The sequence below is a fragment of the Alteromonas sp. ABH4_457 genome (genome assembly GCF_056160625.1).
On the sequence record NZ_JBSWXN010000003.1, the window covers coordinates 345758 to 358877 of the forward strand.

The following is a 13120-nucleotide window of genomic DNA, read 5'->3' on the forward strand; positions in this document are numbered from 1 at the left end:
AAATAACGACCCACCTTAATGCAAATAAATCTCATTTGTATTAATATGCAATTCAGGGATTTTTGAAACCATAAAGGCATCTGAATGGAACGTTTTGACTCATCATTGCAAAAAAGGACCCCGGCTTTAGAAGCGATAAATAACGAAGTAGCCAATGCAAACAGCTACTTCGATAGTTGTGATACATCTCTTGGTCAATTTTGGGTATCAAGGCATGTTCTTGATGAAGACAAGCACTATTTTACGTCTCCTCCTCCCGGTATCCATCTCGGCGCAGGCATCTCAACTCTGAAGACGCGTTACGCGAACCATATTGAGGAAAATTGTAAAGGGCCTGTTTTAACGCTATTAGTCGTTCCAAAAGACAGTGTTGCTCCATTTCAAACGCACATTAAATCCGGAGAGCAGTTATCCTGTGGACTCCATATTGATTTTAAAACGCTTTACGATTCCAAAGTTATTACCAATAGTTTGCTGCCACTAATTAGTACTGACAACCTGAGCTTTCATACCTTTGCATCTGCTCATGAACTGATTTACTCACTATGTGGCAGCACTCAATACTGGAACGATCAGAATAGCTTTGACATCGCGATGCAAGCCAGAGCGCTTAACCTCATTGCACTTATTATCAAAGAGCTGAACAATCAAAATGTCCCCAAACCATCACACTTGATGACCAAGCTCGCCAGTGCAAAAACACTCATCAACAAAGAATATTCCAAGCCTCTCACAATAGCCTCTATAGCTACCCACGTGGGAATGAGCACCAGGGCGCTAAGTGGTCACTTTAAAGACGCTTTTGGAATAACAATCAAAGAAGCACTATTCCGCACAAGAATGGAACAGGCACTGCAGTTTCTTCGTGATGGCAGAAGTGTTTCGGAAACGGCTTACCTGGTCGGCTACAGCAACAACCATTTCAGTACCAGATTTAGTAAACACTTCGGCTTCCCTCCCTGCGAATTTTCCATCCAGCTTTTGCCCAAAACAGGAACAACTATGCCAGATCCCGGATGAACTCTGCGTTGATACGGGACCAAAACAGGATTGATAATTATTCGCAGTTAATTACAAGGAATAATGATGTGTCTAAGTTCATTTTGTTTGGAGTCATTCCCATTGCGCTCTTTAAATCTGTCGCGATCGCACAGGAGAATCAGAACTACGAGAATATAGTTATAAAGGGAACCAGGCAGCAACAATCGCTGCTTGATACACCTGCTTCTGTCTCGGTCATAGACAAAGAAACTATTCTGCAGAGCGGCATCTCACAACTAAGGGATATCGACGAACTGCTACCGAATGTTTCAATCTCTCAAATCGGTCAGATAGGTGGCAGCTATATTTCTATCCGCGGCATAGAGTCTAACCCTTTTGTTGTTAACCGCGCTGCAGTTTATATTGATGGCATTCCCTATCGCGAGCCAGACAACTTAAACATACGACAAGCTCAACAAATCGAAGTGCTGAAAGGACCTCAATCAGCGTTATATGGCGCGAATGCAGACGCAGGAATAATTGTTATCAATACCGCGACACCATCCAGCGATTTGCAGATTTCTCTTTTCAGCGATGTTGAGCATTTTTCAAACGGCCAGGCTTACAAGGGCGGAGTGACAGTGTCTGGTGAAGTTTTCAATGACTTTTTCTCTTCGTTGGAAGTCGAGGTACAAAATGGTGACAGTTATGTTAAGAATGAAGCTGCTACAAACAACGAAAAAGGACACATTGATAACTTACGCATCTACAGCAGAAATCGCATTTTTCTGCCATCAGATAATGGCGAGATTAACATCAATATTATGGTCACTGACAACCAGTCTCCGGGCCTTTACGAACAGGAATTTGCGCCTTTAGATACCACAACTTACAACCAAACCTTTTCAGCTTTGTACAACAACAACCAACTGGCCGGTGAATACACTTTATTACATGATGCTCCCAAAAACACTGACGAAGATGAGTGGAGTGCAGGCGCGTCATACAAGGGGGATTTCGGAAACTATACGTTAAATGGCACGATTGCTTACCGCGAGGCCAATGAGCTGGGATTTGGTAATGACCTGGATCTCACTTTAGCGCCTTTCGCTGCAGGCGGAAATAAAGTAGAGCGTGATTTTTTAAATGCTGAATTTCAGATATCCGAAGAACTAACAAACGGTGCAACATGGTTTTCCGGTGCGGCGTACTATGAACAACACAGAACGCAAAATTTATTCACCCTGGCTGGTAGCGGTAGTATTTCTGATTATCAGGAAGCCCCCGCACAGTCTTCTTCACTAAAAAACATGGCAGTCTTTGGATATACCAGGTATCCACTCACAAATAGCTTGAGTTTGCATGCGGGATTACGTTTCGAAAATTCGGATGCTCAGGTGTCTCAACAAGCCGGTTCGCTGACACTAGGCTCTCTGGTATTGAACTATGCCGAACTTGATGCTGAAAAGAAAAGCGATGTTTGGCTACCTCAGGTAGCACTTTCCTGGCAACCGGATAGCAGCCAAAATATTTATATTTCTGCTTCGAGGGGTTACTTACCCGGCGGGTATAACTTAGTTGCAGCCGACAAAGGGGATGAGATAGCCTCGCAGTATGGGCCCTATGAAAATGAAACACTGTGGTCATATGAAATTGGTTATAAAAACAACATTTCTTCACTGAACTTATTTTTCACCGGCGCATTGTTCTCTATCGATGCTTCATCCTGGCAGGAAGTGAGTTTACTTACCGCCCCGGACGGCACAGTGCTGTCTACAGTACTTATCAGTTCAAATGCTGCTATCACAAGCCAGGGAGCAGAAGCTGAACTTATGTGGCAGCCAGATACTCACTTTTCGCTACGTGCTGGTGCTGGCTATACACATTCAGAATATGACAGCAATAATTACTCTGACAGAGTCAGCTACGCCGGAAACAAAGTCAAAATGATTCCGGAATGGGATACTTCACTCACAGGGAAATACGAATGGGACACCGGGTGGTATTTGCGCGCGCAATGGCGCTTTCTGGGAAGAACGGCATTAACCACCGACAACGCGATTTTCAGGCCCGGCACGTCATTGTTTGACGCAGCTCTCGGGTACCAGACGAGTGAATGGCAAGTCCGTCTGTTCGTGGAAAACTTAACTGACAGAAGGTACGCAGCAGGACAAGCCTATCAAAACTTCATGTTGGGTTTTGATGAAACCTACTATGCTCCGCTCTCTTCTCCCAGAGTAGCTGGTATCGAAGTACAGTGGCAGCTATAACTGCCACTTTCCTGAGGAATGCTCATTATTGTTACAGGAACAGTTGAGGATAAACTGCAACACTTGCCACGAAATAACAATTATTTCTAATTAGAAATTAAAATCATTTTAATTGCTTTATCACATTGATATTTGCCACGAAGTCTCTAATACTAAAGTCGACAATTTGTTATCAGTAGCATGCCCTGACAAAGACGTTTTACTTTTTTAGAAGGAGCACTGCGGCTTTGCCCAATGGCGGGCATCAGGCGTGTTTCTGACGATTCCTTTCTTTGTCTGTCAAAAATGTTGTTAATCCGTCACCGGAACTCGCTGTTTTTCGCAGTCTTACTATACTTTGCTTAAAAATCTATAAAGCAAATCGTGTTGTATTGCTCCGCTTTACTTTCTCAACCGAAATGCGAGGAACGCAACTTGAGTTGGTTACATCGATTTTCTCTGGTTCAGCTCACGCTGACCAGTGCCGCACTATTGTTTGTCTTTGCTTTTTTCCTGGTTGGTAAAGATGTGAGTTATACCCTCGCACAGCGCTCAGGTGCCAGTGACGATACGGCAAAGCCATGACGATTTCTTCTGCGATAGAAGAAATGGCAACCACCAGCGAAGAGTTAGCCCGCTCAACAATGAAAACACTGGAAGCCAGCCTGTCATTGAAAGGTATTTCAGAACGCTCTCTGGCCGCAAACCGGGAAATTAAAGACGCCATGCAGGCGTTAACCAAAGACATGGACAGCGTGGCTGCCGAGGCACAAACCATGGGTCAGCAGGTGTCTGAAATCAGTACGATTCTGAATACAATTAACACTATGTCGGCAGCCACCGAAGAACAGCCGGTTACTGCCCGTCAGATAGCTGAAAATATCCTTGGCGTACAGGATGCCGCTGCTCATGAACATACATTGGCGCAGGAACTGAATAAGTTGGCAGAGAAGCTCAAACAAAACAACGAGGTACTGCAATCGAAAATGCACAAGATCCGCGTTAACTGATGGATAAAAATTGGCTTGACTAATTTACCTGTCTCCCTATGCTTTTACGGTTAAGCAGACAGAAAATCAGAATCAGGCCATGAAAGTAGAAGCGGTAAAAGTACGCAGACTTTATATCGAAGTCGCCACACAAATAGAAAGTCAGATCCGCAGCGGAAATATCAAACCGGGCGAGCGTTTACCCTCAGAGCGTGATCTGGCGGTACGGTTTGAAGTGAGCCGCCCCACTATTCGTGAAGCGATGATTGCCCTTGAAATTGCCGGCCTGGTGGAAATTCGCACCGGGTCTGGCATTTATGCTTTGCCGCTGAATGAACTGGATGCCGGAAAGCTGGATGATGTACCCGGTCCCTTCGAAGTACTGGAAGCCCGCCTTCTGGTAGAGCCTGAAGCGGTTAGTCTTGCTGCCGCCAGAATAAGCAAAGAACAGCTTGCGGTACTGGAAAACGCCCTTCGCATTATGGAAGACACCAAATCCAGTGAGAAAGCCAAAGAGCAAGCTGATGAACTTTTCCATTGCACCATCGCAGCAGCGACCGACAACAGTGCACTGGAATCTTACGTGAAGTGGCTGTGGGGATTGCGAAACCAGTCAGTGCTCAGTTCCACATTCCACCAGCGGGTACGGGATTTAGGCGTTCACCCGTATGTAGATGAACACCGTAAAATCCTCAATGCACTGAAACTCCGCGATCCGTCCAGGGCCCGCAATGCCATGCACGCCCATATATCCAACGCCATCGAACAGGATATGGATGTTTTGCAGCTTGACGGGCGTAGTTAATTTTTTACCTGTGTACTGATAGCACTTTCTGCAAAACCGTATCTTATTGCTTTTGCTGACAAGTGACTCTCATCATCAATAACAAGGTGACCAGTATACAGGTGCCAGTGTTTTTGTTCAGGGTCGGTAGAATAAGTGATCGACGCACCTTCGGTCTGACTGCTCAGAATCACTTTTTTCTTATTTCCGCTAACTTCTTCAAGTTTAATAACCGGAGCTGAAGTTTGTGGTTGATTACCGCCGGGCCACATTGCATTAATTAACATGTCTTCCGATTCGTACTTCCCGTCATCAACAACATCCATCCAATTATCCAGTGCAGACTCCAGCTCACTTTGGATCTCCCGGACATCTGGCTGACCAGCGATGTTATTGATTTCATGCGGGTCGTTCAATGTGTCGTACAGTTCAATTTCAGCCCTCGGAGCCGAGAAATAGGACTCCTGAAGAGGTGTCAGCAACCCGGCCTGATGACGTTCATTTAATTCCTGCATAGCCGGAAACCAGTCACGGAAAGCAAGCGGGCGGAAATAAGGTTTATCAGCTAAGTAGTTACGGATTAACTTATACCGTTTATTCCTGACAGCCCGGACTTTGTCTTCAACCTGATCCATCCGGTCTCTTGCTGCATAGATATAGTCCCTCTGATTACTCAGAAAGTTTCTCCCCTGCATGTAATCGGGTACCTCTACTCCGGCCATGGTCAATACGGCAGGTGCAATATCGACCATTGATACCAACCGGCTGTCGACAGTATTCGCGCTAACGCCGTCAGGAAACCTTAATATCATAGGTAACTTAATACCTGAGTCCAGTACGGCTCTTTTGGCACGCGGGAAACCATCACCGTTGTCAGTGGTCCAGAGTATAATCGTATTTTCCAGCAGACTGTCTTCTTCGAGATTGCTTATGATACTACCCACCTGAGCATCCATGTAATGGATCAGATCATACATTTGCGTTACAGAGTCACGCACTTTAGGCGTATCAGGCAAATAAGGAGGCACAGTGACATCTTTTGATTGCGTCACCTCCTGTACATTCTGGCTAACCCACCCCCCCATTGCTTTTAAGAATCCTGCGTGAGGACCTTCAATAGTTTCCTGTGCCTTCCTTGGAGCCAGCCTGCTTTCGTGGGTTGAGAGCAGATTGATCATTGCGAAAAACGGCTTCCCGGAAGGCAGCTTTCTCCAAACCGCTAAATCCGGCTCATCCATGAAGCCATTTACGTCCACATCCCAGATACTAAAAGGTTCGCCAAACTGATAGTCACGCTTTGCCACATTCGCTGTCGCATATCCGGCACGTCTGAGCAACTCAGGATATGCTTTAACATGAGGAGGGGGCACAGCCCGGTAATTTTTATCCTCCGTGCGCATATGTTGCGCGCCGAAAGATATTGGATACATACCTGTAATATGAGCAGCCCGGCTGGGGGCACAAACACCGGCAACGGTGAAGAAATTCGTATAGCGGATGCCCCCGGCAGCTAATTTATCTAAGTTGGGAGTTTGCGCGATACTGTCACCAAAAGCGCCGACCTTGCTACTTACATCATCAGCCATGATGACAATAATATTAGGGTGATCTGTTGCTGCAGTTGCGGGTTGAAAAATGAGGACGGTTAAAAGCAATAAGCTTAGAAGTAAAATTCTGTACATAGCAAATTCTTATGGAAAGATCATAGATTACCGTTAACATAATCTTTACTCATTCTATCCAGAAGCCCAGTTTATCAATATGAGCTATTGAAAAAATAGATTCCCGCCGGAAAAAAAGTACCGATGTAATACAAATATATCGCCATCAGCGTAACGCTAATGTGACTGAAGAACAGGCGGGATGTTTCAGGTGAATCATTGACAGATAAATCAAAAGCAAGCGTCTGTCCGGACATACCAATAGCCTCGTAAAGGCGCTATTTAGTGTCCTGGCCCGTTGTGCAGACAACAATATTCAGAAGAAGATATTACTGACGAAAAATGACTCCGCCAGGGCGTTCAGGCTGTTTCAAAAACAGCCTGAACGTCCTCAGTATCCACCAATTGACACGAAACGGTCAACCATGAGTAAAGCGGCGATACCGGCCATATAACAATAAGGAATAGGATCGCGCACGACCTGCGATGTGTATTCTCTTGCACGACGAAAAGACTGATTCATATCCATCTCCTGCGTTACGTTTTTATTATTCTTTATTCAATTAGTGTATAGGGCGTTCCGGTCCAACCCGAAACTTACACTCAATATACAACTTATTAACGCAGTGCAAAAATTAGTCTTTTGGATACAATGTATGGAGAAAATCGTTAGATAGCGTTACAGGTATCTGTGAGGAAATCGATGAAGGCCCGGGATTTGTTTAATATTCCGCTTCTTCAACATTGGTTGATATTTCGGTAGTTATCGAGTCGCCGGATATGGACTGGAAGGTAGCATTGGGCATTAACAACGCCACCGATGAGATTTACCGCGTGTCTGGTAACTCGTCTTTAGGTTCAGGCAGTGGCTATGCAGAAGTCGCCTATGTCAGACCAAGAATGGTATTCGCTAATGTGAGTTACGAGTTCTGTTAAGCGAATTTTTACCCGCAATGATCAAGGTGCGCTGATACAAAGCGCACCTTTTTATATCGCTGAATAGTGCTTAAAGCGGCTGCGCCATCGCAATGGCAGAATCACGCATAATGCCGGCGTGCTCCATTTTGTCACCGCCCTCAATTTCGATTTCAGCAAGGCGACCGGAGTTTTCAACCACAAGGCGACAACGCTCCCACCGACGGGTCTGGAATGCGCTTAATGCCTGAGACAACGTGGCTTTGTCATCCAGTTCTTCTGCCAATACAATGGCATCTTCAAGTCCGATACAGGCACCGGATGCCAGGTGCGGCGTGGTCGCATGCACGGTATCACCGATTAACACTACGCGGTTTGAATACCAGGGTGCACGCATCAACATGCTTTCCAGCGGACGGTAGTGAATCATCGACTTGTCATGCAGCATGCCTTTCATTTGCTGTACAACCGGGGCCGGGAAAGACTCCAGCAACGCAATAAAGCGCTCTTTGAAAGTAGCCGGTTCAATAAACTCGTTGTCCGCCCGGTTTTCGGTAATGAACATGTACATTTCGTCTTTCGACATGGGGTTCACACCCACTTTCACATTCTTACCCATCCACATGTGAATGTTTTCAATTTCAGGAATACGGGGCAAAACTGCACGCCATACACCCTGGCCGATGTAAGATGGCTTGGGTGCATCAGGGAACAATGTTGTTCTTACCGATGACATCAGGCCGTCTGAACCAACCACCAGATCGTATTCACCGCTGGTGCCGTCGGTAAAGGTCACTTCTACGCTGTCGCCTTTGTCGTTGATGTTTTCAAACGTAATGCCTAAGCGCACATTCACATCGCATTCACGGGTTTTAGCTGCCAGAATTTTGGCCAGCACCGGGCGCATAATGGCACCTTCACAGGGTGCTTCGTTGCCCGCCACTGGCGGCGCAGGAATATGCGCCAGATGAGTACCGTCGGGCGCATGAACATCCAAACCGGCGTGGGTAGCACCCTGCGCTTTAAATTCATCCAGCACTCCGATTTGACGCAGTGCTCTTATGGTGGCGCCGCCAATGCTGATCCCGGCACCGTCGGTGCGCCAGTTTTTATCAATCTCTACAAGATCAACCTGTATACCACGCTTACTCATTTCGATAGCGGCAGACATACCTGAGAAGCCACCACCAATAATCAATACTTTATTTACGCATGCGCTCATTGTTCTTTTCCTCGTGATTCACAGAGTAAAACGACATCCTGTTCAGCGGTCACCGTGATGTTCAGAGGGGTTAAAAACTCGCCTCTGCACGGCCCTTTCACACACTCTCCGGTGTCGGGTGTAAATAACGCGCCATGCGCCGCACAAACGATGTAGTCACCACCGGCATCCAGATAAACATCTTTCTTCCAGGGTAAGGCGGTATCGCCATAGTGCGGACAAATATCGCTGTAGCCATACAGCTTGCTGCCACGGCGCACAATAAAAACGGTGTCCTGACCCCGGGTATCAGGCAAAAAACCCCGGGAACTATTGTCGGGTAGTTCATCTAATTTGCAGAGCAGGACACCTTGGTTCATCACAATCAGCCTTTTGGTGGCGGCGGGCCCATTGGTGCCCACTTTTCGCGGTACTGCAGCAGGAACACCTGCGAGTTATCCGCACCCGGCAAGGCTTCGCGGGCATCCCAGTTGTCGTCATGGAGATCCATGTCAGCATCGAATTCCATGTTGCAGCCAAACGGGCTCTTGAAGTACCAGAACCAGTTAGAACCGAAGATGTGACGGCCCGGCCCCCAGAAGCTCTGGTAACCTTTTTCCACCATGCGGTTACCGGCCTGCACCACCGCAGTCGGGCCAGACATGTGGAAGGTAAAGTGTTCAATACCTTTCATTTGCGGCGGCGTGTTCAGGAAGAACAGCGTATGGTGATCGGTAGTGCCTGCAGGACGCATGAAAGGACCCACATGACTAAAGCGGTCGGTGGTGATAAAGCCCAGACGTTCTGCGTAGAACGCTTCGGCTTTTTTGTAATCTGGCACGAAATACACCACGTGAGACAGAGTGCGCGGCTCCGGCGTAAAGTCTTTCGATACACCAATTTCATTGGCCGGACGCTGTGCAGGTGCACCCGGTGCATTAATTTTCTCTGCTGGCATATCCAGCGGCTTGCGCATAGTGACCTGGAAGCCCAGCACAAAACCCATGTCATCCACAGCTTCAATACTGCCGTCATCCAGACGTTTTACTTCACGGTCTTTCGACAGTTCGTCGTAAATGGCATCCACGGTTGCGGTATCTGCCACGCCGTAAATGGTTTTGCGGATACTTGAACCCGTTTCCAGCGGCGCAGGCAAACTGCTGTCGTCTTTGCTGTAAATCTCAATACCCGTGCCATCAAGGGCAACGAAGCGGTGTTCAGATGCCTGCGTTAAACCGTAATCCAGCGCAAACTGTTTACAGGCTTCCACATCATCAACACCAAAAATCAATAAATCCGGTCCAATAATATTCATGATTTTATCCTTCAATCGATGTGCGGGCGTTGAACGTTTCCGCTACCCAGTCAGCAATGTAGTGACCGGCGTTGATGCTGTTGTCGAAGCTGGAGTGCTGTACACCGCCTTCACGTTCGGTAAACACTTTCAGCTCACGCTTAGGGCTGTTTACCAGTTGCTCGTAGGTGCGCTCTGCCCACTTAAGCGGGATTTGTGAGTCTTTCGAACCGTGGGTGACCAGGAAAGGCACTTTGATTTTTTCTACTTCCCCGTCCAGACACACGTTTTCAGCAATGGTCATGAACTCGTCGATGTCTTTTGCGCCCCATACCCAGCACACATGATTCCAATAGTGTGGTACCGGGAAGTCGCCTTCTTTTTCCAGGCGACGCTTCTGAACGTCACGCCAGTCGTGGTTTGCACCCCAGCACACACCCAGTGCCAGGCGCGGCTCGTTCGCCACCGCGCGCGGGCAGTAATAGCCCCCTAACGACACCCCTTCCATACCAATGCGGCTGTTGTCTACTTCAGGATGCTGCTCCAGCCAGTCAACCACCGGTGATGCCCAGTGTTCGCTGTCGAAACGGGCGTTAATGTTTTGCAGGCGTAACGCTTCGCCCGTACCCGGCTGATCCAGTACCAGTGACGACACGCCCCGGTCTGCCAGCCATTGTGGCAAGCCAACGAGGTACTTCATTTCTTTGGTGGAATCCAGGCCGTTTACCTGAATTAACAGCGGTGCCGGGCCATCTACATTTTTCGCTTTCACGTAAAGTCCGGACAGATGTTTGCCTTCATAAGGAATTTCAACGCGCTTACAGTTCGCCCCTTTCAGCGCCATGCCACGTTCGAACAATTCCAGTTCACGCTTGTACAGCTCAAGACGACCAGGGGCATTGTGGGCCTGCAAACGCTCACAGGTGATGAGGTACGAGGAAGCGCGCATGTACTTTTCGCCGGCAGAAATCATGCGGCCAGCCTGCTCGTCTTCTTCGGCCAGCACACACAGCTTGTCTGCCATGTTTGCCCAGGTATTGCGGAACGCTTCGGTACCCTCTTTGTCTTTTTTCTTCGCGGCTTCCTGCAGCGGAGCACACATCTCTTCGATTTCACCGATACGGGCGCCCATTTCGATGGCGAGGTCGACTGACAGGTTCCACACATAGTTGGTGGGGAAATACTTAAACATGATAACTCCTCTTAAGAATTCGTCTTTTTAGGCACGAACGCGACGGCACGAACAAAGCCCGCCGATGCCTTTTTAATTTTGTAAGGGAAACAGGAAATCCAGAATCCGGACGCTGGAAGTGACTCAAGGTTTGAAAGCTTTTCCATTTGCCCGTAGCCGATATCACGGCCGGCTTTATGGCCTTCCCAGATAATTGACGCATCGCCGGATTCAGCGAAGCGTTCGCGGGTATACTTGAAGGGTGCATCCCAGCTCCAGGCATCGGTGCCCACTACCCGCACACCTTTTTCAAGGAGGTACATGGTGGCTTCGCGGCCAAGGCCCACACCGGCTTCGAGGTAACCCGGCTCGCCGAAAATGGCACCGGCGCGGGTATTCACCACCACGATATCCAGTGGTTGCAGTTCATAGTTAATGCGCTTCAGCTCAGCTTCGATGTCTTCTGCGGTCACCACATAGCCGTCTTCCATGTTGCGGAAGTCCAGCTTCACACCCGGGCGCATACACCAGTCGAGAGGTAATTCATCAATACCAAAAGCCGGCTTGCCGCCGTCGGTGGTGGATGCGTAGTGCCATGGCGCGTCCATGTGCGTACCACTGTGGGTGGTGATTTGCAGGCGTTCTGCTGCCCAGGACTCGTTGCCTGGTAGTTGGTCGAGAGTAAGGCCGGGGAACATAGCCTCCATTTCAGGCCAGCCTTCCTGGTGATCCATATAATCAATCTTTGGCAACAGCGGCGGCGGATCGGTGTGGGGGTTGTTGTCCAGCGTGACGGACAAATCTACGATGTCAAAATCATTGGGGCTGAACATGTTAGCCTCCTTTTACTGTTTGATTGATTTCGCCGAAAAGCGGCTGGCCCTGCTTGTCGCGGCACACCATGTGTACCGTTTCACCGTTACTCAAAAACGGGGTTTGCGGTTTGCCGTGCCTTATCAGCTCTTTAGCGCGCAGCTCGGCAATACAGGCCTGTCCGACTTCGGGGTTTGTATTGGAAACCGTACCGGAGCCAAACACCGTACCGGCTTTGATAGGACGGGCTGTGGCGGCGTGGGCAATCAGCTCATGGAAACCAAAATGCATTTCACTGCCCGACGGGTTGCCAAACCATTCACCGTTGCGGGTGATATTGAGGGTTAAATGGATTCTGCCGTCTGCCCAGCTGTCGCCAAGCTCATCCGGCGTTACCGCGAACGGCGCAAAAGCGGTTTCGCCTTTTGCCTGCACAAAACCGAAGCCAGTTTTCATTTCACGGGGCGCCAGACCGCGATAGCTGATGTCATTTAGTTGCACCACCAGTTTGATGGCCTGCATGGCCTCACCGGGTGTAGCTCCAACAGGCACATCCGTGATCAGGACGCCGAACTCACCTTCGAAATCTACGCCATGGGCAGGGTTATACAGCGCAATGGTGTCATTACATCCGGTGAAAGCATCGCCGGCGCCCTGGTAGATCAGCGGATATTTGTCGGCGTCTTCGATTGGGTCGAGATTGAACGCCTTCTGCATCAAATGGCCATGATTCATAAACAATGAACCATCCAGCCACTGATACGTGCGGGGTAACGGTGCTAAGAAACGGGCACCGGCAACCGGCTCTGCCTGTTCACAGGTGCCGTTGTTCAGTGCGTTGCTGATATCCTGAAGTACCGGAAGCACACTTTGCCAGTCAGCCAGACACGCGGCCATGGTGCCGGCAGAACCGTGTACACGACACATTTGCGAAGTATCTTTTGAGATAACAACCAGTTGGCCATCCGGACTACCGTTATCGATTGAGGCTAGTTTCATCGCCGCTCCACAAACCGAACAGAAATTCGATTTTTTATTGTTAAAAATATTTAAATTAATGGA

Annotated in this window: 14 protein-coding genes; 6 read left to right on the forward strand and 8 right to left on the reverse strand. The window is 48.5% G+C overall.

Annotated elements, in window-relative coordinates; all coding sequences use genetic code 11:
- Positions 1–84: 84 nt before the first annotated feature.
- The 5 genes from ACXAGR_RS08040 to ACXAGR_RS08060 all read left to right on the forward strand — a co-directional run bounded on the left by ACXAGR_RS08040 (position 85) and on the right by ACXAGR_RS08060 (position 5024).
- Positions 85–1020: an AraC family transcriptional regulator gene (locus tag ACXAGR_RS08040; RefSeq protein ID WP_474849211.1), complete on the forward strand. Its 936-nt coding sequence runs from the start codon at positions 85–87 to the stop codon at positions 1018–1020.
- Positions 1021–1088: 68 nt separating this feature from the next.
- Positions 1089–3251, forward strand: coding sequence for a TonB-dependent receptor (locus ACXAGR_RS08045; RefSeq protein WP_474849213.1), 2163 nt, complete (start codon positions 1089–1091; stop codon positions 3249–3251).
- 414 nt (positions 3252–3665) lie between these two features.
- Positions 3666–3815, forward strand: a complete 150-nt coding sequence (locus ACXAGR_RS08050; protein WP_474849215.1) for a hypothetical protein — start codon at positions 3666–3668, stop codon at positions 3813–3815.
- Positions 3812–4240 (forward strand): hypothetical protein, encoded by a 429-nt coding sequence (locus ACXAGR_RS08055; protein ID WP_474849217.1) that lies wholly within the window; start codon positions 3812–3814, stop codon positions 4238–4240. The genes ACXAGR_RS08050 and ACXAGR_RS08055 overlap by 4 nt, the downstream gene beginning before the upstream one ends.
- Before the next feature lie 79 nt (positions 4241–4319).
- Positions 4320–5024 carry a FadR/GntR family transcriptional regulator gene (locus tag ACXAGR_RS08060; RefSeq protein ID WP_474849219.1) on the forward strand — a complete coding sequence of 235 codons (705 nt, stop codon included), beginning with the start codon at positions 4320–4322 and terminating at the stop codon, positions 5022–5024.
- Here the strand turns inward: ACXAGR_RS08060 and ACXAGR_RS08065 are convergent.
- Both ACXAGR_RS08065 and ACXAGR_RS08070 read right to left on the reverse strand, forming a co-directional pair.
- Positions 5021–6685 carry a sulfatase family protein gene (locus ACXAGR_RS08065; protein ID WP_474849221.1) on the reverse strand — a complete coding sequence of 555 codons (1665 nt, stop codon included), beginning with the start codon at positions 6683–6685 and terminating at the stop codon, positions 5021–5023. The two genes, ACXAGR_RS08060 and ACXAGR_RS08065, sit on opposite strands and share 4 nt — an antisense overlap.
- 370 nt (positions 6686–7055) lie before the next feature.
- On the reverse strand, positions 7056–7187 hold the full coding sequence (locus ACXAGR_RS08070; RefSeq protein WP_269748657.1) for a hypothetical protein: 132 nt from the start codon (positions 7185–7187) through the stop codon (positions 7056–7058).
- Between the two features lie 221 nt (positions 7188–7408).
- Here ACXAGR_RS08070 and ACXAGR_RS08075 point away from each other — a divergent pair, with 221 nt between their 5' ends.
- Positions 7409–7600, forward strand: a complete 192-nt coding sequence (locus ACXAGR_RS08075) for a hypothetical protein (RefSeq protein ID WP_474849223.1) — start codon at positions 7409–7411, stop codon at positions 7598–7600.
- Positions 7601–7670: 70 nt separating this feature from the next.
- Here the strand turns inward: ACXAGR_RS08075 and ACXAGR_RS08080 are convergent, their stop codons facing one another.
- From ACXAGR_RS08080 to ACXAGR_RS08105, 6 genes are read right to left on the reverse strand one after another with little or no spacing between them, the layout of a single operon-like run.
- Positions 7671–8801, reverse strand: coding sequence for an FAD-dependent oxidoreductase (locus ACXAGR_RS08080; RefSeq protein WP_474849224.1), 1131 nt, complete (start codon positions 8799–8801; stop codon positions 7671–7673).
- On the reverse strand, positions 8798–9160 hold the full coding sequence (locus tag ACXAGR_RS08085; RefSeq protein WP_474849227.1) for a Rieske (2Fe-2S) protein: 363 nt from the start codon (positions 9158–9160) through the stop codon (positions 8798–8800). The genes ACXAGR_RS08080 and ACXAGR_RS08085 overlap by 4 nt, the downstream gene beginning before the upstream one ends.
- Before the next feature lie 5 nt (positions 9161–9165).
- Positions 9166–10095, reverse strand: a complete 930-nt coding sequence (locus tag ACXAGR_RS08090; protein ID WP_474849229.1) for a VOC family protein — start codon at positions 10093–10095, stop codon at positions 9166–9168.
- 4 nt (positions 10096–10099) lie between these two features.
- Positions 10100–11266 carry an alpha/beta hydrolase family protein gene (locus ACXAGR_RS08095; RefSeq protein WP_303573374.1) on the reverse strand — a complete coding sequence of 389 codons (1167 nt, stop codon included), beginning with the start codon at positions 11264–11266 and terminating at the stop codon, positions 10100–10102.
- 11 nt (positions 11267–11277) lie between these two features.
- Positions 11278–12078, reverse strand: a complete 801-nt coding sequence (locus ACXAGR_RS08100) for a cyclase family protein (RefSeq protein WP_070125966.1) — start codon at positions 12076–12078, stop codon at positions 11278–11280.
- 1 nt (position 12079) lies between these two features.
- Positions 12080–13057: a fumarylacetoacetate hydrolase family protein gene (locus ACXAGR_RS08105; RefSeq protein ID WP_474849231.1), complete on the reverse strand. Its 978-nt coding sequence runs from the start codon at positions 13055–13057 to the stop codon at positions 12080–12082.
- Positions 13058–13120 lie beyond the last annotated feature (63 nt).